21 protein-coding genes are annotated in these 20,635 nt (G+C 52.6%); 13 read left to right on the forward strand and 8 right to left on the reverse strand.

The features are described 5' to 3' along the window. Nucleotides 1-14: 14 nt before the first annotated feature. The 3 genes from IDAT_RS12940 to rpmE form a co-directional block, all read right to left on the reverse strand. Complete coding sequence (locus IDAT_RS12940; RefSeq protein WP_051986543.1) at nt 15-743, reverse strand: helix-turn-helix domain-containing protein; 729 nt, start codon at nt 741-743, stop codon at nt 15-17. 105 nt (nt 744-848) lie between these two features. Further along, nucleotides 849-2,093: a malic enzyme-like NAD(P)-binding protein gene (locus IDAT_RS03260; protein ID WP_034730453.1), complete on the reverse strand. Its 1,245-nt coding sequence runs from the start codon at nt 2,091-2,093 to the stop codon at nt 849-851. A 269-nt stretch (nt 2,094-2,362) separates the two neighbouring features. Beyond that, a complete protein-coding gene (gene rpmE, locus IDAT_RS03265; protein WP_034730455.1) occupies nt 2,363-2,584 on the reverse strand; it encodes a 50S ribosomal protein L31 in 222 nt (73 codons plus the stop codon). A 175-nt stretch (nt 2,585-2,759) separates the two neighbouring features. Here rpmE and priA point away from each other — a divergent pair, with 175 nt between their 5' ends. The 7 genes from priA (at nt 2,760) to IDAT_RS03300 (ending at nt 10,887) form a co-directional block, all read left to right on the forward strand. Continuing rightward, on the forward strand, nt 2,760-4,973 hold the full coding sequence (priA, locus tag IDAT_RS03270; protein WP_051986544.1) for a primosomal protein N': 2,214 nt from the start codon (nt 2,760-2,762) through the stop codon (nt 4,971-4,973). A 39-nt stretch (nt 4,974-5,012) separates the two neighbouring features. Continuing rightward, on the forward strand, nt 5,013-6,755 hold the full coding sequence (gene argS, locus IDAT_RS03275) for an arginine--tRNA ligase (RefSeq protein WP_034730457.1): 1,743 nt from the start codon (nt 5,013-5,015) through the stop codon (nt 6,753-6,755). A gap of 2 nt (nt 6,756-6,757) precedes the next feature. Then, nucleotides 6,758-7,321, forward strand: a complete 564-nt coding sequence (locus tag IDAT_RS03280; protein ID WP_034730459.1) for an SPOR domain-containing protein — start codon at nt 6,758-6,760, stop codon at nt 7,319-7,321. A 68-nt stretch (nt 7,322-7,389) separates the two neighbouring features. Beyond that, nucleotides 7,390-7,926, forward strand: coding sequence for an ATP-dependent protease subunit HslV (gene hslV, locus IDAT_RS03285; RefSeq protein ID WP_034730461.1), 537 nt, complete (start codon nt 7,390-7,392; stop codon nt 7,924-7,926). Then, nucleotides 7,919-9,250 carry an HslU--HslV peptidase ATPase subunit gene (hslU, locus tag IDAT_RS03290; RefSeq protein WP_034730463.1) on the forward strand — a complete coding sequence of 444 codons (1,332 nt, stop codon included), beginning with the start codon at nt 7,919-7,921 and terminating at the stop codon, nt 9,248-9,250. The genes hslV and hslU overlap by 8 nt, the downstream gene beginning before the upstream one ends. A 101-nt stretch (nt 9,251-9,351) precedes the next feature. Beyond that, the gene (gene rraA / locus IDAT_RS03295; RefSeq protein ID WP_034730465.1) at nt 9,352-9,837 is read left to right on the forward strand and encodes a ribonuclease E activity regulator RraA; all 486 of its coding nucleotides are present in this window, start codon (nt 9,352-9,354) and stop codon (nt 9,835-9,837) included. Between the two features lie 3 nt (nt 9,838-9,840). Continuing rightward, nucleotides 9,841-10,887 carry a formimidoylglutamase gene (locus tag IDAT_RS03300; protein WP_034730467.1) on the forward strand — a complete coding sequence of 349 codons (1,047 nt, stop codon included), beginning with the start codon at nt 9,841-9,843 and terminating at the stop codon, nt 10,885-10,887. On the opposite strand, the gene hutI is transcribed toward IDAT_RS03300, so the two are convergent. Next, nucleotides 10,869-12,080, reverse strand: a complete 1,212-nt coding sequence (gene hutI / locus IDAT_RS03305) for an imidazolonepropionase (protein WP_034730469.1) — start codon at nt 12,078-12,080, stop codon at nt 10,869-10,871. The genes IDAT_RS03300 and hutI overlap by 19 nt on opposite strands. Before the next feature lie 119 nt (nt 12,081-12,199). Here hutI and hutC point away from each other — a divergent pair, with 119 nt between their 5' ends. Genes hutC through hutH form a run of 3 tightly spaced genes read left to right on the forward strand, consistent with a single transcriptional unit; the run spans nt 12,200 to nt 16,122 of the window. Further along, complete coding sequence (gene hutC / locus IDAT_RS03310) at nt 12,200-12,898, forward strand: histidine utilization repressor (protein WP_034730472.1); 699 nt, start codon at nt 12,200-12,202, stop codon at nt 12,896-12,898. A gap of 12 nt (nt 12,899-12,910) precedes the next feature. Continuing rightward, nucleotides 12,911-14,590: a urocanate hydratase gene (hutU, locus tag IDAT_RS03315; RefSeq protein ID WP_034730473.1), complete on the forward strand. Its 1,680-nt coding sequence runs from the start codon at nt 12,911-12,913 to the stop codon at nt 14,588-14,590. Further along, complete coding sequence (gene hutH / locus IDAT_RS03320) at nt 14,587-16,122, forward strand: histidine ammonia-lyase (protein ID WP_034730476.1); 1,536 nt, start codon at nt 14,587-14,589, stop codon at nt 16,120-16,122. Before hutU ends, hutH begins: the two co-directional genes overlap by 4 nt. Here hutH and IDAT_RS03325 read toward each other — a convergent pair. From IDAT_RS03325 to IDAT_RS03340, 4 genes are read right to left on the reverse strand one after another with little or no spacing between them, the layout of a single operon-like run. After that, the gene (locus IDAT_RS03325; protein ID WP_034730478.1) at nt 16,119-16,367 is read right to left on the reverse strand and encodes a TraR/DksA family transcriptional regulator; all 249 of its coding nucleotides are present in this window, start codon (nt 16,365-16,367) and stop codon (nt 16,119-16,121) included. The genes hutH and IDAT_RS03325 overlap by 4 nt on opposite strands. Before the next feature lie 42 nt (nt 16,368-16,409). After that, nucleotides 16,410-17,309, reverse strand: coding sequence for a bifunctional GNAT family N-acetyltransferase/hotdog fold thioesterase (locus IDAT_RS03330; protein WP_034730481.1), 900 nt, complete (start codon nt 17,307-17,309; stop codon nt 16,410-16,412). 2 nt (nt 17,310-17,311) lie between these two features. Beyond that, nucleotides 17,312-17,758: a D-aminoacyl-tRNA deacylase gene (gene dtd, locus IDAT_RS03335; RefSeq protein ID WP_034730484.1), complete on the reverse strand. Its 447-nt coding sequence runs from the start codon at nt 17,756-17,758 to the stop codon at nt 17,312-17,314. Continuing rightward, nucleotides 17,718-18,599, reverse strand: coding sequence for a virulence factor BrkB family protein (locus IDAT_RS03340; RefSeq protein ID WP_051986568.1), 882 nt, complete (start codon nt 18,597-18,599; stop codon nt 17,718-17,720). Before IDAT_RS03340 ends, dtd begins: the two co-directional genes overlap by 41 nt. A 111-nt stretch (nt 18,600-18,710) precedes the next feature. Between IDAT_RS03340 and IDAT_RS03345 the strand changes: the two genes are divergently transcribed. Genes IDAT_RS03345 through IDAT_RS03355 form a run of 3 tightly spaced genes read left to right on the forward strand, consistent with a single transcriptional unit; the run spans nt 18,711 to nt 20,635 of the window. Continuing rightward, nucleotides 18,711-19,421 carry an SDR family NAD(P)-dependent oxidoreductase gene (locus IDAT_RS03345; RefSeq protein WP_034730487.1) on the forward strand — a complete coding sequence of 237 codons (711 nt, stop codon included), beginning with the start codon at nt 18,711-18,713 and terminating at the stop codon, nt 19,419-19,421. A 60-nt stretch (nt 19,422-19,481) separates the two neighbouring features. Next, nucleotides 19,482-20,126 (forward strand): DUF2959 domain-containing protein, encoded by a 645-nt coding sequence (locus tag IDAT_RS03350; protein ID WP_034730489.1) that lies wholly within the window; start codon nt 19,482-19,484, stop codon nt 20,124-20,126. Further along, on the forward strand, nt 20,123-20,635 hold the full coding sequence (locus IDAT_RS03355; protein WP_034730490.1) for an NADPH-dependent FMN reductase: 513 nt from the start codon (nt 20,123-20,125) through the stop codon (nt 20,633-20,635). Before IDAT_RS03350 ends, IDAT_RS03355 begins: the two co-directional genes overlap by 4 nt.

Consider the following 20,635-nt stretch of genomic DNA (forward strand, 5'->3'; position numbering starts at 1 on the left):
AACAAGCATAAGTATTAATTTTTATTGCGTTTAAGTTCAATCAACAAAGCCACCAACCCAAACACCCCGAAAAAGAGTCCGAGTGCTTGCATTAAAGTGTTCTGCCAGCGTGGCTCAGCGAACGTCTTTTTCAGGTAATAGGTTCGAGTAAAACCGTCATTCGGGGCATTCTCAATCGGTTCATTGAACTGCTCACCGCGATAGTGACGGAGTAATTGGATTTTCCGATCCTCGCGCTTGATCATCTCGTTGGCAAAGGCGTTCTGTTCATCCTGGGTGGGGAAACTCAAGCGGTGCCATGCATAGAAAATGTCCGGTCGCTCGCCAGGCATCACTAGCCCCGGCGAGTTATATTCGTAAACGCTGTCATCAAACACCAAAGCTTGCTGACCGAGATAAAATAACGGCACGGCAATGGCGATAAAGAACACAGCTACGTACGTGCGTAGCCGCGCATGCACTTGGCGCTGCACCGAGTGTTCCCGTAACCATTGCTGCACATCGGGGAGTTGACTGAGTTTGGCATGCAGATAGCTCTTGTCGAGCTGGGTGAGAACGTCATCTACTGAGAGCTCGAGCGCGCTCAGCCAAGCGGTAAAGATAGCATCGGAAGGCAGCGAACGATCACCTTCAAGTTTCGATAAGTAAGATTGCTCAATCCCCATCTTTTCAGCGAGGTCGGCTTGGCTCAATTGTTGTTGAGCGCGGTGTTGTTTGAGGAGTTCACCTAAAGTCATATCCATAGTCCAAGTTGCTGATTGAAATTGCCACTCTTGGTAATTCCAACCAGCATAGGAACATGAATATTAACGACTATCTAGGAATAATCGTCAGTTTTTGCTGAAATTTTAGTCATTCATATAGTTTTTCGGTAAATCGATGCGCGCTGCGCCAGAGGCGACCGCCGCTTCTGCCACTGCCTTTGAAACTCGGGTTTTCAGGCGTGGGTCAATCGGTTTCGGAATGATGTAATCGACGCCGAATTCAAGTTTATCGACGCCGGCTGCTTTGAGCACCGATTCCGGTACCGGTTCTTTGGCTAATTGGCGAATCGCCTCAACTGCAGCAATTTTCATTTCATCATTAATCGATTTCGCGCGAACATCGAGCGCACCCCGGAAAATAAACGGGAAGCACAATACATTATTGACCTGATTCGGATAATCAGAGCGTCCAGTTGCCATAATCAAATCGTCGCGCACGCCATGGGCAAGCTCTGGTTTAATCTCGGGGTCTGGATTCGAACAGGCGAAGATAATGGGCTTGTCCGCCATTAGCTTTAGCGCCTCAGGGCTCAACAGATTCGGACCGGAAACACCGACAAATACGTCAGCTTCGGTAATCACGTCTTCAAGCGTGCGTTTGTCGGTGTTATTGGCAAACAAAGATTTGTAAGGGTTTAAGTCGTCACGACGGGTATGAATCACCCCTTTTGAATCGAGCATGTAAATATGCTCACGCTGCGCGCCGCACTTGATCAGCAGTTCCATACAGGCAATCGCCGCCGCCCCCGCACCTAAGCAAACGATTTGCGATTTACGCAATTCTTTGCCTTGAATCTCCAGCGCGTTCAGCAAACCAGCAGCGGTGACAATCGCAGTGCCGTGTTGGTCATCGTGAAAAATCGGCACATCACAACGCTCGACCAGGGCTTCTTCAATTTCAAAGCATTCTGGCGCTTTGATGTCTTCAAGATTCACCCCACCGAAGCTATCGGCGATGTTGGCGACCGTGTTGATAAAGTCTTGGGTGGTGCGGTGGGTGACTTCAATGTCAATCGCATCGAGTCCAGCAAACCGCTTGAACAATAGCGCTTTACCCTCCATGACGGGCTTCGATGCCATCGGGCCAAGATTGCCTAAGCCCAAGATTGCAGTACCGTTGGAAATCACCGCGACTAAGTTGCCTTTGGCGGTGTAGCGGTACACGTCGTCAGGATTTTCGGCAATCGCACGCACCGGCTCCGCTACCCCGGGACTGTAAGCAAGGGCTAAGTCTTTGCTGGTTTCAGCCGGCTTGGTCAGCTCGATGCTGATTTTGCCGGGGGTTGGGTATGCGTGATAGTCGAGTGCTTGTTTGCGAAAATCTGCCATGAAGTTCCGTACCTTGTAGCCTAGAAGTGACCGCAATAGTCAACATTCATTAAGTGAATAGCTGCCATTGTAGAGGCTTGGTACGGAATAACAAATCTTACCTCATAGAACGCGTGCCGATTGCGGTCACGCAAACGCAAGATAAGTGTAAAGGTGCACAAAAACACACCAGGGGTAAAGTCAATATAGCTAGTGTCTGGGGCGGCAATAGCTATAAAAAAAGGCGCCTTTTGGCGCCTTTTCTTGAATTTTTCGCAGTAAGTCGTATTTTACGAAGACTTCTTGCTACCCAACACGCTGAAACGCTTGTTGAATTTGTCGATACGACCACCAGTGTCAACAACGCGTTGTTGGCCAGTGTAGAACGGGTGACACTCTGAACATACGTCAAGGTGCAATTCGCCGCCTTTGGTCGAACGGGTCACGAAAGTGTTGCCACACGAGCAGCTAACTTTCATTTCTTCGTACTTAGGATGAATACCTGGTTTCATAGGGGTTACCTCAGTTAGGCCGCATCGCCATCCGATCTGTTGCCGGACACCATACGTGGTTAAAATTACGACTTATCGTCATTAAATAGGGCGCGAATTCTACCCGAAGGCAAAGTAATGATCAAGCATTGGATCGCGCTTGCGCAAGGTCGCGCCACACCGCACAATAGCCGTTATGCCAAGCCTATCGAACCACGCTGACAATTCTGCTGCAGCCAGCACCGTTATTAAAGTAGCGGTGCCGGTGCCACTTGCTCGCGCTTTCGACTACGACTGTGTCGGCGCACCCGAACTTGGTGCACGCGTGAAAATACCCTTTGGTAACCGCCAGTTGGTGGGTGTGTGTTTGGGCGTGGCGCAGCAGCCAGACCCACAGGTGAAACGCAAAGCCGTGCAGCAAGTGATCGACCCAGAGTCGGTATTTACTCCCGCTTTGTGGCGACTCTTGCATTGGGCCTCCGACTACTATCAGCACCCGTTAGGGGAAGTGCTGCACCATGCGTTGCCGGTGTTATTGCGCCAAGGCGAGGCGGCCAATTATCAAACCACCCAAGGCTTTCGCGTGACGGCGCAGGGTGCCCGTTGTGAGCTCAACGAACTGCGGCGCGCACCACAACAACAACGGTTACTCGCGGCGCTGCGCAAAGGTGTGTTGTTGCGCCGCGACATCAGTGCACAAGAATTTTCCGCTGCTGCACTCAAGGCTTTGCAGGATAAAGAACTTATTGAAGCATTCACCTATCAACCGGTGGGTGATGGTGAATGGGCATTTGCAATCGGTGCCGAACCTCTGCAGTTGAATCCGGAGCAAGCGTTAGCAGTGGCGGCCATCGGTGCCGCCCGTAAGCCGCAAACCTATTTACTTGAAGGGGTGACCGGTAGCGGCAAGACCGAGGTTTATTTGCAAGCTATGGCAGACGTGTTGCGCCGCGGCAAGCAAGTGTTGGTGATGGTGCCGGAAATTGGCTTAACGCCACAAACGCTGCGGCGTTTTCAGCAGCGCTTCCAAGTGCCGATTGTGATGCTGCACAGTGCCCTCACCGACCGCGAACGCCTCGACGCTTGGCTTGACGCCAAGCATGGCAACGCAGCGATTGTTATCGGCACTCGTTCGGCGGTATTCACGCCCTTTGCTAAGCTCGGCATGATCATTGTCGATGAAGAACACGATAGTTCACTGAAACAACAAGACGGTTTTCGCTACCACGCGCGTGATCTCGCGGTGGTGCGTGGTCAGCAAGAGCAGGTGCCGGTCATTTTGGGTACCGCAACGCCAGCACTTGAAACCCTCAACAATGCGCTGCAACAGCGCTATGTGCATTTACAGTTGACCCAGCGTGCTGGGCAAGCGAAACCAGCCCGGCAAACCGTGCTGGATATCAAAAACATGCCACTAAAAGCGGGGCTGTCGGTGACGTTAATCGATCGTATGCGTGCCGAGCTTGAACGCGGTCAGCAAGTGTTAGTGTTCTTGAATCGGCGCGGCTATGCCCCATCACTGCTATGCCATGAGTGCGGCTGGTTAGCCCAATGTCGACGCTGTGATGCTTATTACACGGTCCATCAACGTCAGCACATGTTGCAGTGCCATCACTGCGGCGATCAGCAACGCTTACCGCTACAATGTCATGATTGTGGTTCGACCCAACTGGTCGGCCGAGGGGTTGGTACCGAGCAACTTGAGCAGACGTTAGCCGAACTTTTTCCAGACTATCCAGTACTGCGCATTGATCGCGATAGCACCCGTCGTAAAGGCAGCCTGCAGAAGCATCTCAGCGATGCCACCGACAACAAATTCCCGATTCTGGTCGGCACGCAAATGATCGCCAAAGGTCACCATTTTCCGCACGTGACTTTGGTCGCTTTGCTAGATATTGATGGTGCATTATATAGTGCGGATTTTCGTGCCGCCGAACGGCTAGGCCAGTTAATTACCCAAGTCGCCGGACGCGCTGGGCGGGCCAGCCAGCAAGGTACAGTGGTATTGCAAACCCATCACCCCGAACATGATTTGCTGCAGGATCTGGTGCACAACGGTTACTCCGCTTTTGCGCGCTCCTTACTGCAAGAACGCAAACTGACGCAACTACCGCCGTTTGGCCAGCTAGCATTGTTTCGTGCTGAAGCCCATGACGCTCAGCAAGCTCTGCAAGCCTTACAAACCATTGCCGCGCAAATCCCGCAACATCCTGATTTAGTCGTGCTGGGACCCATGCCAGCAGTAATGGAGCGCCGCGCGGGTCGCTACCGCTATCAGTTGCTGTTACAGTGTCAACAACGCGGCCTGCGGCAACAAGTGCTCCAGCATGTGTTACCCAAGTTGGAAGCCCTCACTGAATTACGCAAAGTCCGCTGGTCGTTGGACGTAGACCCGCAGGACTTTAGCTAGTAAAATGCCGCGGTTTCCCGACAATGAAAGGTTAAAGGCATGAAAGAGCAGTTGGAACAATTGTTGGCGGCCGCGGTGGCCACCCTGAAACAGCAAGGCAGCTTACCCGCTGAGCTTGAACCTCGGATTCAGTTAGACCGCCCACGCGACAAGAGTCATGGCGACTTTGCCACCAACTTAGCGCTAATGCTTGCCAAACCAGCGGGTATGAACCCACGGGCGTTGGCCGAAGCATTGATTGCCGCATTGCCAAGCAACAATTTAGTGGCGGAAACCACCATTGCCGGACCCGGTTTTATTAACTTTGTCGTGAGCCAACAACAATTATTGCAGCAACTTGAGCATGCCTATCAAGACGCCAAGGTTGGCGTCGAGCCAGCCGAACAGGCAAAACGCATTGTCATTGACTATTCATCGCCAAATCTCGCTAAAGAAATGCACGTGGGCCATCTGCGTTCAGCGATTATTGGTGATGCAGTTGCGCGAATCGAAGAATTTCTCGGCCACACCGTCATTCGCCAAAACCATGTCGGTGACTGGGGTACGCAGTTTGGAATGTTGCTGGCGCACATGGAAGAACTCGAAGGTTCAGAACTGGAGCTGGAACTCAGTAACCTTGAGACCTTCTACAAAGCAGCTAAAAAACGTTTCGATGAAAGTCCTGAGTTTGCCAACCGTGCGCGCGAGTTGGTGGTGGCGTTACAGTCGGGCGATGCCAAATGCCGAGCCTTATGGCAGCAGTTTATCGATGTTTCCTTGAGCCATTGCCAAGAAGTCTATGACCGCTTAGGGGTGCAACTGACCCGCGCTGATGTGATGGCGGAAAGTGCCTACAATGATGATCTGGCGCAAGTGGTTGCCGATCTGCGGGCACAAGGTTTGTTGGTGGAAGACCAAGGCGCACAATGTGTATTCTTAGACGAATTCAAAAATAAAGATGGCGAAGCCTTACCTGTTATCGTGCAAAAGTCAGACGGCGGTTACTTGTATGCAACCACCGATTTGGCAGCGGTGCGTTATCGCCAAAATGAACTAGGTGGCGACCACCTCATGTACTTTGTGGATCAACGCCAAGGTCTACACTTTCAACAAATTTTCACCTTAGCACGCAAGGCCGGGTTCGCTCGTCCCGACCTACAAATGGACCACTACGGTTTCGGTACCGTAATGGGTAAAGACGGTCGCCCCTATAAGAGCCGCGATGGTGGCGTGACCAAGTTGGCGGACTTGCTTGATCAAGCTGAAGCGCGTGCCTTAGCATTAGTGCAAGATAAAAACCCAAGCTTAAGCGCGGCCGAACAAGCAGAGATCGCCAAAGTGGTCGGCATTAGCTCGGTCAAATACGCCGATCTATCGAAAAACCGGACCAGCGATTACATTTTCGACTGGGACACCATGCTCAGCTTTGAGGGCAACACAGCGCCATACTTGTTGTACGCCTATACCCGCGTGATGAGCGTATTCGCTAAAGCCGGTGTTGAGCCGACTGCAATTACCGGTGGCTTTATTATTGAAGACGAGCGTGAGCAAGCATTAGCGAACGTGTTGGTACGCTTCAACGAGGTGGTGCACAGCGTGGCCAACAAAGCCATGCCGCATTTCTTGTGCGGCTACTTATTTGAGCTGGCGGGAGCGTTTTCGAGCTTCTATGAAGCCTGCCCGATTTTGCAGGCCGAGCAAGCAGAAGTGCAACAAAGTCGCTTGAAGTTAGCCGCATTAACTGCGAAAACCTTACAACAAGGTCTGCAATTACTAGGTATTCAAACACTGGATAAGATGTAAGCATGGATTACGCCAATCGCAAACGCCCGCCGCAACGCAAGCCAAGAGGCAATGCTAGTGGCAAGAAGAATCAGGCGCCACAGCGTCAAGTACCTTGGGCGATGGTGGTGTTGGCGATTGTGCTGGTGCTGGCGATGGTGTTTGGCTTGCGCGCTATTTCCTCGGGTAATGATGCGGCCGAGCAAGTACCGTTGCAGGTGCCTGCCGCCCCCACTGGTACCCAACCGGCGGTAACTGCAGAGCCGATGCCGGAAAAGCCAGAAGAGCGCTGGCAGTACATTGAAGAGCTAGAAAACCTTGAAGTTGAAGTCGATGTGCCTGAGCGCGAGCTGGGGCCACCGAAGCTCATGCAATGCGGCTCGTTTCGCAGTCAAGCCGACGCGGAGCGGCTGCGTGCCGCGATTGCATTGCAAGGGCTAGAGAGTCAAATCTATCCATCGAACGGCGGTACTTGGTATCGGGTCGTGCTCGGTCCCTACGAGACCAAGCGCGCTGCTGAAATCGATCGGCATAAGTTACAACGGGCAAAAATTTACGGTTGCCAGATCTGGAACTGGAATCTTTAACCCTCGTTACCATTGAATTCGCAGATTTCGTCCTCATAACGGTTGCATAGCAACAAGAGGATGTATGTGTGACTACTATCGTTTCAGTCCGTCGCGGTGACAAAGTTGTCATCGGCGGCGATGGTCAAGCCACGCTTGGCAACACCGTTATGAAAGGCAATGTGCGTAAGGTACGCCGCCTCTACAACGACCAAGTTATCGCCGGTTTTGCTGGCGGCACCGCCGATGCTTTTACCCTATTTGAAAGGTTTGAACGCAAGCTTGAGCAACATCAAGGTAACTTGATGCGGGCCGCTGTTGAGCTTGCTAAAGACTGGCGCACCGACCGTGCGCTGCGTCGACTTGAAGCCTTGCTGGCGGTCGCTGACAAGCACACCTCGCTGATTATTTCGGGGAACGGCGACGTCATTCAGCCAGAAAACGACCTGATCGCGATTGGTTCTGGCGGGCCTTATGCGCAAGCCGCAGCCCGTGCATTGCTCGAGAATACCGAGCTGGGCGCGCGTGACATTGTCGAAAAGGCACTCGGCATTGCCGGCGATATTTGTATTTATACCAATGGTTTCGTGACCATTGAAGAACAGGAGTCAGTAGTAAATGTCTGATATGACCCCCCGCGAAATCGTTGATGAACTGAACCGTCATATTATTGGCCAAGACAATGCCAAGAAAGCCGTTGCGGTTGCGTTGCGTAATCGCTGGCGCCGTATGCAGTTAGGTGATGATCTGCGGCAAGAAGTGACGCCGAAGAATATCTTGATGATAGGTCCTACTGGCGTAGGTAAGACCGAAATCGCCCGCCGGTTGGCGAAATTGGCGAACGCTCCTTTTATTAAAGTTGAAGCGACTAAATTCACCGAAGTGGGTTATGTTGGTAAAGAAATTGAGTCGATCATCCGCGATCTGACCGACACTGCGGTCAAGCAAACGCGTGAACAGATGATGCAGAAAGTACGTTTTCGCGCCGAGGAAGCGGCCGAAGAACGCATCTTGGATGCCTTGTTGCCACCGGCAAAAGGCTGGGCTGACGAAGAGCAAACCAAGACTGAACAAAGTGGTACGCGCCAAGTGTTCCGCAAGAAGTTACGTGAAGGTCAACTCGACGACAAAGAAATCGAAATCGATATTGCGATGCCGGGGATGGGCGTCGAAATTATGGCCCCGCCAGGCATGGAAGAAATGACTTCGCAATTGCAAAGCATGTTCCAGAACCTCGGCAAAGAAAAAAGCAAGCCGCGCAAGCTGAAGATCAAGGATGCATTCAAGCAGTTGGTTGAAGAGGAAGCGGCAAAAATGCTCAACCCTGAGGAAGTGAAGGAACAAGCCCTGCACTCGGTAGAGCAGAACGGCATCGTGTTTTTGGATGAAATTGACAAGATTTGTAAGCGCGGTGACGTTAGCGGTCCGGATGTATCGCGCGAAGGTGTTCAGCGCGATCTTTTGCCGTTGGTCGAGGGCACTACGGTATCGACCAAGCATGGCATGGTGAAAACCGACCATATTTTGTTTATTGCGTCAGGCGCCTTCCAGATGTCGAAGCCGTCAGACTTAATCCCTGAATTACAGGGTCGTCTGCCGATTCGGGTAGAACTTGATGCGCTGACTAGCGGTGATTTTGTGCGGATTCTGACTGAGCCAAATGCTTCGCTGACGACCCAATACATTGCCTTGATGGCAACCGAAGGCGTCACCGTTGAATTCACTGAAGACGGCATTCAACGCATCGCGGAGACCGCGTTCCACGTCAATGAGACCACGGAAAACATTGGTGCACGCCGCTTGCATACCGTGCTCGAGCGTCTCATGGAAGACGTCTCGTTCCGTGCCAGCGACCTACAAGGTGACACTATTCGCATTGATGCGAGCTATGTTGACGATCATCTCGGCAAGCTTGCGCAAGACGAAGATCTTAGCCGCTTTATTTTATAGCGGCTAAGCACTTACCGTGCTTTTGCCGCAGCCGATAAAGGGCTATACTGTTGGCGAAGCAACAACTCATGTGAGTTAAAGCAACCAGCAGGGGAACGGCGATGGAATACAATACTTCGGAGCTTTGCGATCTGTACCCAGACATGGTCGATGTGCTTGAACCAATGTTCATTCACTACGGTGGTCGGGTATCGTTCGGCGGTCAATTAGTGACAGTGAAGTGCTTTGAAGACAAAGGCGTCATCGAAGAAGTGGTACAACAACCGGGCACCGGTAAAGTATTACTGATTGATGGTGGCGGCTCGAATCGACGTGCACTGATAGATGTTGCAGTGGCCGAAATGGCACTCGATAACGATTGGGAAGGTATCGTTTGCTATGGTGCGGTGCGCGACGTCGATGCTTTAGATGAGCTCGATCTCGGTATCATGGCAGTGGCATCGATTCCGGTCGGCGCCCCAGCCGAAGGCATCGGTGAAGTTGACGTTGCGGTTAATTTTGCCGGCGTAACCTTCTTACCTGAAGATCATTTGTATGCCGACACGACCGGCGTGATCTTGTCACCTGAACCGCTCGACATCGAATAACCGATGTACCTAACGGCTTGTGATCCGGCTGCGTGGTGCACGCCACGGGCCGGCGAAGTCCGCCTCGGACAAACCCTTGCCGCATTACCCGCGGTAAGTTCTTTGCAGACCTACGAAACTGAACTCGCTGATGCTTGGCAACAAGGCGCGCGCATTGCGCTGCTTGGTGTTCCTGAAAGCATTGGCCCGCGAGCTAATTTAGGTCGTGGCGGTGCAGAAACTGCTTGGTCTGCAGCACTGCGGGGCCTATGCAATCTGCAAGCCTCAGCGGCGATTGCCAGTCATGAATTATTGCTGGTGGGACAAGTTGAGTGTAGTGATCTGCAACAACAAGCCGCGGCACTGCGCACCAACGATGCTTCGCAACTGAACCAGCTACGCGAGCTCTGCGCGCAACTCGACCAACGCGTCATGCAAGTGCTCGCGCCGCTGTTTAACAACGGTTGGCAAGTGATTCTAATAGGCGGGGGCCATAATAACGCGTACCCACTGTTACGCAGCCTCAGTGAAGCGGTCGAGCAGCCGGTAGCGGCAATGAATCTTGATCCACACGCCGATTTTCGTGCCCGTGAGGGACGCCACAGTGGCAATGGCTTTAGTTATGCCCACACCGAAGGTTACCTAGCGAACTATCATGTGGTCGGCCTGCACCCTGGTAAGAACAATGCCGAGAGTCTCAAGCAATTAGCCGCAGCCGGCTTCACCTATCACAGTGTCCATGAATTTTACTTGCACGACAGTCAACAGATTTTGACTGCTTGTGCCGCGCAAGCTCAGGCTTGGCAGCGCCCACTAGGAATTGAAGTCGATGTTGACGCGTTGCAAGGCGTGCCCGCCAGCGCGATTAATTTCAACGGGCTGACAATTGCACAGGGTTATGCTTATGTGGCTACCTTGGCCACGCTAGCGAATGTACGCTATTTACACCTTGCCGAAGCTGCGCCAAGTTTGCACCCTGCTGGGCGCGAAGCCGGCGATATGGCCTGCGCCCAATTACTCAGTGAGTTAGTACTTGCTTACCTTGCTGGCGCTCAACGTCGCACACCCTGATACCAGCAACTCGTTAATCGATCCGTACCGAACTGATAGCTCAGCTCGGCCGGGTCGCTGACGTTCCAACAACAGATATCTGCACGCAAGCCCGCTTTCAGCACACCTCTATCTGAGTAGCCCAGCGCTTTGGCAGCGTTGACGGTGACCCCGCGTAAACATTCCTCGGGGGTCATACGAAACAAAGTCGCCCCCATTTGTAGCATCAACTGTAAACTCAGGATCGGTGAAGTGCCGGGGTTCGCATCGGTCGCTAAGGCGATGGGTACTTGGTGCTGCCGCAGCAATTCCAGTGGTGGCACCTGCGTGTCGCGCAAAAAGTAGAAGGCTCCGGGAAGCATAACAGCAACGGTGCCGCTGGCCGCCATTGCTTTAACGCCGGCTTCATCCAGTTGTTCGAGGTGATCACAGGACAACGCTTGATAGCGTGCAGCCAGTGCGCTGCCATGCTGATTGGTCAATTGTTCCGCATGCAGCTTGACCGGAAGATCGAGTGCGCGAGCGGCCACGAATACCCGTTCTGTTTGCGCTGGGCTAAAACCAACTGATTCGCAAAAAGCATCCACCGCATCGACTAACCCTTCAGCAGCAAGCGTGGGTAAGATTTCGCTGACGATCAGATCAATGTAGTCGTCACCGCGATCACGATATTCGGGTGGCAATGCATGTGCCGCTAACAACGTAGTTGCGACACTGACTGGATAGTCGGTGGCTAACTGGCGCGCGGCTTGTAATTGTTTGCGCTCATGCTCAAGCGACAAACCATAACCTGATTTGATTTCGATGGTGGTCACGCCCTCACGCAACAGTGCCTCAAGCCGCGGGCGGCTGACGGCTACTAGTTCTGCTAGGCTGGCTGCACGGGTGGCGCGGACGGTCGCGGCAATGCCGCCACCTTGCGCGGCAATGTCAGCATAACTCGCACCATGCAGGCGTTGGGCAAACTCATCCGCGCGCGAACCCGCCCATACCAGATGCGTGTGGCAATCAATCAGACCTGGGGTGACCAAGCCACCCTCACAGTCAACGAGTTCAGTTCCAGCAGTTGGGGGCGGCGCATCGGCGCGCTGACCGACAAAGGTGATGTAACCGTCTTGTAGGTCAATCACGGCATCTTCAAGCAAGCCATAACCGCTGTCTGCGTGCATCGTGGCAGCGCGACAGTGATGTAAACGTTGCGATTGCGGTGCCATACAAATTTCTCCCTCTGCCATCTTGTATATACAATTAGATTTGCCTACACTTTAGCACATGATTACGCTTGCGACACCTGCTTGCAAGCGCTGGCTTTCATTACAGCAAGGCACTTCGTATGGCCAAGTATTCCGCAATCAAAAAGCACATTTACGACAAAATCGCCACCGGTGAATGGCCAGAACATCACCCGGTAAGCTCGGAAAATGCTCTGGCGCTGCAGTTTAAGGTAAGTCGCATGACCGCGCGCCGCGCTTTACAAGAGCTGGCGGACGAAGGTCTGGTATTGCGTACCAAAGGCTCGGGTACGGTCGTAGCACCGATCAAATCGCAAACCTCGTTTATGGCGATTCGTAACATCGCCGATGAGATCCGTGGTCGCGAGCATGATTATCATGCCAAAGTACATGTGCTGCGCCGCGAACATGCCGACGATCACGTCGCGGAAATGCTCAATAAACAGCCCGGCGATATGGTGTATCACTCGGTGATTAGCCACTTTGAAAATAACTTGCCGGTGCAGGTCGAAGAGCGTTACGTGAATCCTGATTTAGTGCCTGATTATTTGCAGCAGCGTTACGATCAAATGACGCCGCACGAATACCTGTGTGAGGTGCAACCACTCACCGAAGCCAGCCATCAAATTGAAGCCGTGATGCCATCGCATCAACTCTGTCAATGGCTACAGCTCAGCCGCCCTGAACCCTGCTTACGCATCCAGCGGCGCACTTGGAGTGCTGGCGGCGTAGTCACTTACGCAATTCTGACTCACCCTGGCTCGCGTTTTAGTCTGGGTGGGCATCTGCAATTTTCATAAAAGGAATCTATTATGAGCTTTACTCGACTCGATCCAAGTCGTTCGATTCGTGCCCCACGCGGTAGCGAACTCACCACCTGCAATTGGCAGGTCGAAGCCGCCAAGCGTATGTTGATGAATAATCTTGACGCTGAAGTTGCCGAGCACCCGCAAGCACTGGTGGTGTATGGTGGTATTGGTCGCGCCGCGCGCAGCTGGGAGAGTTTCGATAAAATTGTAGAAGTGCTTGAGCGCTTGAAGCCAACGGAAACTTTGTTGATTCAATCTGGTAAGCCAGTCGGGGTGTTCCCGACCCACGAAGATGCCCCACGGGTACTGATTGCCAACTCTAATTTAGTCCCGCAATGGGCCAACTGGGAGCACTTTAACGAGCTCGATAAGCAGGGCTTGATGATGTACGGACAAATGACCGCGGGCTCGTGGATTTACATCGGTTCGCAAGGGATTGTGCAGGGCACTTACGAGACCTTTGTTGCGGTCGCGAAACAGCACTTTAATGGCGACACCAGTGGCCGTTGGATCCTCACTGGTGGTCTCGGTGGTATGGGCGGTGCGCAGCCGCTTGCTGCGACCATGGCCGGGTATAGCATGCTTGCGGTTGAAGTCGACGAATCGCGTATCGATTTTCGTCTGCGCACACGCTACCTTGATCACAAAGCCACATCACTTGATGAAGCCTTACAGTTACTTGAACAAGCTAAGCAAGACGGTCGCGCTATTTCAGTAGGCCTGCTTGGCAATGCTGCCGACGTGTATGCTGAATTAGTCAAGCGTAACATTACGCCAGACGTGGTTACCGACCAAACGTCAGCGCATGATCCATTACATGGTTATGTGCCACAAGGCTGGACGCTAGAAAAATATCAGCAGCAGCAAGAAGCTGATCCAACCGGTACAGTTGCTGCCGCCAAACAGGCTATGGCAGTGCAAGTTCGCGCCATGCTGACGCTACAAGAGCGCGGTGCGGCTACGCTCGATTACGGCAATAATATTCGGCAAATGGCAAAAGACGTCGGCGTCGAACATGCGTTCGATTTCCCTGGTTTCGTACCCGCCTATATTCGTCCATTGTTTTGCCAAGGCATAGGCCCATTCCGCTGGGTCGCGTTGTCCGGTGACCCAGAAGACATCTACAAAACCGACGCTAAAGTGAAAGAGCTGATCCCAGATGACCCACATCTGCACAATTGGCTCGACATGGCGCGTGAACGCATCAGCTTCCAAGGCTTGCCGGCGCGTATTTGTTGGATTGGTCTGAAAGACCGAGCACGGATTGCGCAAGCCTTCAACGAGATGGTCAAAAATGGTGAATTATCAGCACCGATTGTCATCGGTCGTGACCACCTCGATTCCGGCTCGGTGGCTAGCCCGAACCGTGAAACCGAAAGTATGCTCGACGGCTCCGACGCAGTTTCGGACTGGCCGTTGTTGAATGCACTCTTGAACACCGCTGGCGGTGCCACTTGGGTAAGTCTGCATCATGGCGGCGGCGTTGGCATGGGTTATTCACAGCACGCTGGTGTGGTGATTGTTGCCGATGGTACTGACGCGGCAGCTACCCGTATTGGTCGCGTGCTCTGGAATGACCCAGGTACCGGCGTTATGCGTCATGCCGATGCGGGTTACGACATCGCCATCGATTGTGCGCGTGAACAAGGTCTTGATTTACCTATGGTGGAGGGCAAAGCATGAGCACCCTAACCTTACAACCAGGTACTTTGACACTCAGCGATTTGCGCAACTGGTGGCAGCAACCGCAGCAGCTGCATCTGCATGACGCTGCCAAACTAGCAATTGACAGCTCTGCCGCCACCGTCGCTGAAGTGCTGCGTAAAGGCAAAGTTGTTTATGGCATCAACACCGGCTTCGGTTTGTTAGCAAATACACGCATTCCACCGGAAAAGCTGGAAGATCTGCAGCGCCGCATCGTGTTGTCACATGCCGCCGGTACTGGCGCATTGATGGACGACCGAGTCGTGCGCCTGATGTTATTACTGAAGATTAACTCCCTCAGTCGTGGCTTTTCGGGCATTCGTTTACAAGTCATCGAGCTGTTACAGCAATTATTAAATGCCGAAATGTATCCTTGCGTGCCCAGTAAAGGTTCGGTGGGTGCATCGGGTGACCTCGCGCCATTGGCGCACTTAGTGCTGCCTCTTATTGGTGAAGGCGAAGTGCGTTATCAAGGACAGATTTTGCCAGCGCAACAAGGTCTTGCCCAGCTTGGCTTGGAGCCACTCGCGTTAGCGCCAAAAGAAGGTTTAGCCTTGCTGAACGGTACCCAAGCCTCCACTGCGTTGGCGCTACACGGCCTGTTCCAAATCGAACAGGTGTTCGGCAGTGCATTGGTCGCGGGTGCCATGTCGGTGGAAGCGGCGATGGGTTCGCGCGCCCCGTTTGACGCGCGTATTCACGAGGCTCGCGGACAACCCGGACAAATCGCGGTAGCCGCGAGCTTCCGTCAGTTACTCGGTGACAGTTCTGAAATTGCCGCGGCGCATGAAGACTGTGAGAAGGTGCAAGACCCGTACTCGCTGCGTTGTCAGCCACAGGTCATGGGAGCCGTGTTCGATCAACTGCAACACGCGAGCCAAATTTTGGTGCGCGAAGCCAATGGCGTCACGGATAATCCATTGGTCTTCCCCGACAACGGCGACATTATTTCCGGGGGTAATTTCCATGCCGAACCAGTCGCTATGGCAGCGGATATTTTAGCTATCGCGGCAAGCGAAATCGGCGCTTTGTCTGAGCGCCGTAGCGCGCTGTTGATTGACCATCACTTGAGCAATTTACCGCCGTTCTTGGTCAACGATGGGGGAGTGAATTCTGGCTTTATGCTGGCGCAAGTGACCGCTGCCGCATTGGCGTCTGAGAATAAAACCTTAGCACATCCAGCCTCGGTCGATAGTTTACCGACGTCGGCAAACCAAGAAGATCATGTGTCGATGGCAACCTTTGCCGCCCGTCGGTTGACGGATATTGCCGAAAACATTCGTGATATCGTCGCGATTGAGTTACTGGAAGCGGCACAAGGGATTGATTTTCGGCGGCCATTGCGAGGGTCAGCAGCGGTCGAACAAGCCCATGCGCTGTTGCGTGAGCGGGTAAGTTTTTATGATCAAGATCGGTATTTCGCGCCGGATATTAGCGCCACAGCAGCGTTAGTGATGAGCGGCAAACTTGCCGCTTTAGTGCAGGTTGGAGCTCGGTTAGAGGACGCTTAAGCGTCCTCTTCTTCGTCTTTTAAGGCTTGGCAGTCAACGCAGAGTTCGACCTCTGGTTTGGCTGCTAACCGCGCCGCAGAAATTTCGTCGCCACACTCAATGCAATAGCCATATTCACCACTGCGCATGCGTTGCAACGCCGCTTGTGCTGCGGTTGCTGCCCGCGTGTCGGGTTGCTCGGCAACCACAGTCTCAAGTTTACTACGGATGCGTAACAACTGCTGGGCGGTTAGAGAATCACTCATGTTTACGTCCTTTTTTACGTTCTTATGGTGTGCTTATCGCACTTATTTAGGCGCAAGCACCACAAACTGTCCAGTGAATTCGGCGACTGGCTTGTCGCCATCAAAAACTTGTGATTTCAAATTCACTCGTGCGTTTTGACCGTTCTGTAGACTCGATAAATCACCGTTCATATCGACGACTTTGGCTACCGCACGGGGTTCTCGGCTAATCGGCTTATGGTAGTGTATATTGCCATCGGCTAACACCACTGCACCGGGTAACTCGCGCTCGCGCAATTGTAAATGCAGCAGCCCCCAGCACGTCAAGGTCGCGAGTGAATAAATACTGCCAGCAAACATGGTGCCATGCACATTAATGTTGCGCGACAATTGCGCGCAGGTTTCGAAACTGCGCCCGGTGTATTGGGTGATGCGAATCCCCATGGTTTCCGAAATCGGGATCTCTTCATGCCAGGTGGCTTGCAATTCCTGACACCATGTTGGCCGATAAATAATCCGGTTGTATTCGGTCAAGGTTTTGCGCAGTTGATGTTCAGCACTGGGATGTGTCACCGTATCGGCTTCTTCAACCACCTCGTAGCCGCATTTTTGGTAGAAACCAAGGGTGTTATCGCGCGAATTAATCACGATATGTGACGCGCCCTCTTTTCGGGCTAGCTGTTCAAGTGCATAGACGATGGCAACGCCGTGGCCTTCACCACGATGTTCGGGCGCTGAAGCCATGAACCGAATTTGTCCTTCGTCGGGGCTGTTAAAGTGTAAGCGGCCGACGGCTACTGCGCTGCCGGCATCGTTCACGACCATACGATGGAGACCAACTTGGTCGTATTCGTCCTGCTCAGAACCACGCGGGCGTTGAAAAGGTTCGCGCAGCACCCGATAGCGCAAATCGTAATAGGTTTGCCACTGCTGTTCAGTTTGCGGCGCGATCACTTGGTACATATTTATTTTTTCTCCGTGTCGAGCAAGAAGGTGACAGGCCCGTCATTGGTAAGCGACACCTGCATGTCGGCACCAAACACTCCGGTTGCCACCGGCACGCCCAGCCGCTGCAATGCGGCAACGAAAGCCAAATAGAGCGGCTCAGCTAAATCCGGTGCTGCGGCACTGGAAAAACTCGGCCGCCGCCCACTATTGGTATCTGCCGCAAGGGTAAATTGCGAGACTACTAGGGCTGCGCCTTGGCAATCAAGTAAGCTCAGGTTCATTTTGTCTTCAGCGTCACTGAATAGTCGATAGTTAGCGACGCGTTCCGCCAGTTTTGCCGCCAGTTGCGGCGTATCCGACGGCGTGATCCCAAGGAGAATCAACAAGCCCTTGTCAATTTGTCCGACTGTGCTGCCGCTTACCTCAACTCGTGCTGTCGTCACTCGTTGCAACAGTGCCTTCATTTGTTTCCTCTTGCGATTGATCAAAAAATTCTTCGATACTGGCAGTTAACTCGGCCCCGATCAACACAATGGTCCACGACAAAAACACCCAAATCAACAAGATAGGAATCGCTGCCAAGGCGCCGTAAATAGCCTGATACGACGGGAACGCTGCAATATATGCGGCAAAGCCACTTTTGCTAATTTCAAACAGCACCGCTGCTAATAAGGCTCCCCAGAAGGCATGACTGACTTTTACCACGCGATTCGGCATTAACACGTACATCAACATAAAAGCGATCAGTGAGGTGATAATCGGCACCATTCCTAACATCGTGGTGCGCGCACCAGACACATAATCTTCAGCAAAAGCTGCCAACGAAATCAGATAGGAGCTAATCGCCATGCCAGAGCCCATTAACAGCGGGCCTAAGGTTAGAATCATCCAATACACTGCTAACGCCACGACAATACGGCGACGCTTGGTGTTGCGCCAAATGCGGTTCATGGTGGCGTCGATGGTCGAAATCAGATTGACCGCCACGACAATGACAAAAACTACACCGATGGCTGTCATTTCGGAGACGTTGCCAACAAATTCGTTCAGATACTGAGTGATTTCTTCACCCGAGGTCGGCAGCAAATTGGCGAATAAAAATTCTTCAATCTGCTTGCGCAGCTCTTCGAACATTGGGAACGCTGAGAAGATCGAAAATATAACCACCAGCAAGGGCACCAAAGCCAACATACTCACGAAAGTAAGATGGCCAGCAATAATGGTCACTTTGTCGTCAATGCAGCGCTTGCCAAAGTACTTAGCAAACGCGAGTGCACAACTGGCGCGCTCACGCCAAACGGACATTTCAGTCATCTTGAGTCTCTGTGGATAGCGTCATTTGCTGCTCACTATAATCCCAAACTGGAGAGATTGCGTAAAGTAAGGCTAGCATGAAGCACGTAACAAGAGGGAGTTATGCGTCAAACAATTCTGATTATAGGGGCTGGCGGCGGTCTTGGCACTGCCTTAACTGACCATTACTTAGCCGCAGGCTGGCAGGTCATCGGTTGGAGTCGTCAAGCGCCAGTGCGCACCGACAGTGCGTTGCAATGGCAGCAACTTGATGGCTATCAACCAGAGCAACTGCAAGATGCGCAAGCGGCACTCGAAGGTGTTGAGTTGTCAGGAGTGTTGTGCACCTTAGGCATGTTGCACACTGAGTCGCACATGCCAGAAAAGCATCTTGGTGCCTTGTCGGCGGAGCATCTGCGTGCATCCTTCGAGATCAACGCGATTCTACCCATTTTACTGTTGCAGCAATTGTTGCCGTTACTACCGAAAAAGCAGTCCTGCTTCTGGGTGCAGCTGAGCGCCAAAGTGGGCAGTATTACCGATAACTACTTGGGCGGTTGGTACAGTTACCGTGCCAGCAAAGCTGCCCTTAACATGCTATTGAAAACGGCATCTATAGAGCTTGGCCGCACGCACAAGAAACTGATCATTGCCGCAGTGCATCCTGGCACTACCGACACTGCCTTGTCTGAACCCTTTCAGCAACGTTTGCCCGCCGACAAGCTTTACTCACCGCAGCTTTCCGCGGAACGCATTGCGCAGGTGATAGAAAATTTAACTACGGCACAAAGCGGCAAACTGCTACACTGGGATGGAACTGAATTACCCTATTAATGCAAAATAAATCAAAGTAATTGGTGCGCGACGCTGGGGCGTTGCCAAGGAGGAACTCACATGCGATGGTTAGCAACAGCGGCAGTGGTGTTGGTCTTAACTGGTTGTCAGAGTGCCTATTACGGTGCGATGGAAAAAGTCGGCATTCACAAACGTGACATCTTGGTCGATCGAGTTGACGAGGCACGCGATGCCCAAGCGGATGCGCAAGAAGAATTCAAATCAGCACTCGAGCGTCTCGATGAGCTATTGCAATTCGACGGTGGCGAAATTGAAGCACGCTACAACGCCCTCAATGACGACTACGAGTCGAGTAAAGCTGCTGCTGAGCGCGTTTATGACCGCATCGAAGCGATCGATGATGTCGCACAAGATTTGTTCGATGAGTGGCAAGATGAATTAGGTGAATACAGTAATGATAGCTTACGCCGTCAGAGTGAACGCTCACTAAGAGATACTGAACGCCGCTACGCAGCACTGTTGCAAAGTATGGAGCGAGCGGCCGAAACTATGGACCCCGTGCTCGACAAGTTGCAAGACAATGTGCTGTATCTGAAACATAATTTAAATGCCGCTGCGGTAGATGCTATTCGTGGTGAATATCGTAGCCTACAGGCCGATGTGGCGGAGCTGATTGCTGAAATGGAAACGGCAATCGCTGAGTCAGATGCCTTTATCCAAGCCATGCAGGAGGGCAATCAATGAGTTTATTAATTATCGCCGGCAGTAGCCGTCAAGCCTCTATCAATCGTCGCTTACAAGAACGTCTTGCAGAAGTCGCTGAGGCCGATGGCCAACAGTGCTACGTCTATCCACCAGCAGAGCTCGACGCGCCGCTGTATCAAGGCGATTACGAAGATGAGCACGGCGTGCCAAGCAATATTCAAAAGTTGGCAACGGCGATCAATGAAGCTAGTAAAGTCATTGTTGTTACGCCCGAATACAATGCTTCAGTGCCACCATTATTGAAAAATGCCATCGATTGGAGTTCGCGCTTAAGCAAAAATCCGTGGACCGGTAAAACCGTCTTGTTAGCGGGGGCCTCTCCGGGGCAATTTGGCGCAGTGCGTTCGATGGGAGACTTACGCGCGATCTTGGCGAATCTTGGTGCTTGGGTGGCGCCGGCAGTCGCTAGTATTGCTAAAACCGATGCTGATAAGATTGCTGAACTTGATGGAGAGTTCTTACTGAAGTTTATGAGTCAAGGAAGCTAA

It is taken from the genome of Pseudidiomarina atlantica, from assembly GCF_000753735.1.
In the GTDB taxonomy this organism is placed as follows: domain Bacteria; phylum Pseudomonadota; class Gammaproteobacteria; order Enterobacterales; family Alteromonadaceae; genus Pseudidiomarina; species Pseudidiomarina atlantica.

Excerpts from the sequence above, each read along its gene's own strand:
- rraA (WP_034730465.1), top strand. The coding sequence starts at position 9,352 with ATGGAATACAATACTTCGGAGCTTTGCGATCTGTACCCAGACATGGTC.
- hslU (WP_034730463.1), top strand. The coding sequence starts at position 7,919 with ATGTCTGATATGACCCCCCGCGAAATCGTTGATGAACTGAACCGTCAT.
- hutI (WP_034730469.1), bottom strand. The coding sequence starts at position 12,080 with ATGGCACCGCAATCGCAACGTTTACATCACTGTCGCGCTGCCACGATG.
- dtd (WP_034730484.1), bottom strand. The coding sequence starts at position 17,758 with ATGAAGGCACTGTTGCAACGAGTGACGACAGCACGAGTTGAGGTAAGC.
- argS (WP_034730457.1), top strand. The coding sequence starts at position 5,013 with ATGAAAGAGCAGTTGGAACAATTGTTGGCGGCCGCGGTGGCCACCCTG.
- IDAT_RS03260 (WP_034730453.1), bottom strand. The coding sequence starts at position 2,093 with ATGGCAGATTTTCGCAAACAAGCACTCGACTATCACGCATACCCAACC.
- IDAT_RS03340 (WP_051986568.1), bottom strand. The coding sequence starts at position 18,599 with ATGTCCGTTTGGCGTGAGCGCGCCAGTTGTGCACTCGCGTTTGCTAAG.
- priA (WP_051986544.1), top strand. The coding sequence starts at position 2,760 with ATGCCAAGCCTATCGAACCACGCTGACAATTCTGCTGCAGCCAGCACC.
- IDAT_RS03330 (WP_034730481.1), bottom strand. The coding sequence starts at position 17,309 with ATGTACCAAGTGATCGCGCCGCAAACTGAACAGCAGTGGCAAACCTAT.
- IDAT_RS12940 (WP_051986543.1), bottom strand. The coding sequence starts at position 743 with ATGGATATGACTTTAGGTGAACTCCTCAAACAACACCGCGCTCAACAA.
- IDAT_RS03300 (WP_034730467.1), top strand. The coding sequence starts at position 9,841 with ATGTACCTAACGGCTTGTGATCCGGCTGCGTGGTGCACGCCACGGGCC.
- hutU (WP_034730473.1), top strand. The coding sequence starts at position 12,911 with ATGAGCTTTACTCGACTCGATCCAAGTCGTTCGATTCGTGCCCCACGC.
- IDAT_RS03345 (WP_034730487.1), top strand. The coding sequence starts at position 18,711 with ATGCGTCAAACAATTCTGATTATAGGGGCTGGCGGCGGTCTTGGCACT.
- rpmE (WP_034730455.1), bottom strand. The coding sequence starts at position 2,584 with ATGAAACCAGGTATTCATCCTAAGTACGAAGAAATGAAAGTTAGCTGC.
- IDAT_RS03355 (WP_034730490.1), top strand. The coding sequence starts at position 20,123 with ATGAGTTTATTAATTATCGCCGGCAGTAGCCGTCAAGCCTCTATCAAT.
- IDAT_RS03350 (WP_034730489.1), top strand. The coding sequence starts at position 19,482 with ATGCGATGGTTAGCAACAGCGGCAGTGGTGTTGGTCTTAACTGGTTGT.
- IDAT_RS03280 (WP_034730459.1), top strand. The coding sequence starts at position 6,758 with ATGGATTACGCCAATCGCAAACGCCCGCCGCAACGCAAGCCAAGAGGC.
- IDAT_RS03325 (WP_034730478.1), bottom strand. The coding sequence starts at position 16,367 with ATGAGTGATTCTCTAACCGCCCAGCAGTTGTTACGCATCCGTAGTAAA.
- hutC (WP_034730472.1), top strand. The coding sequence starts at position 12,200 with ATGGCCAAGTATTCCGCAATCAAAAAGCACATTTACGACAAAATCGCC.
- hutH (WP_034730476.1), top strand. The coding sequence starts at position 14,587 with ATGAGCACCCTAACCTTACAACCAGGTACTTTGACACTCAGCGATTTG.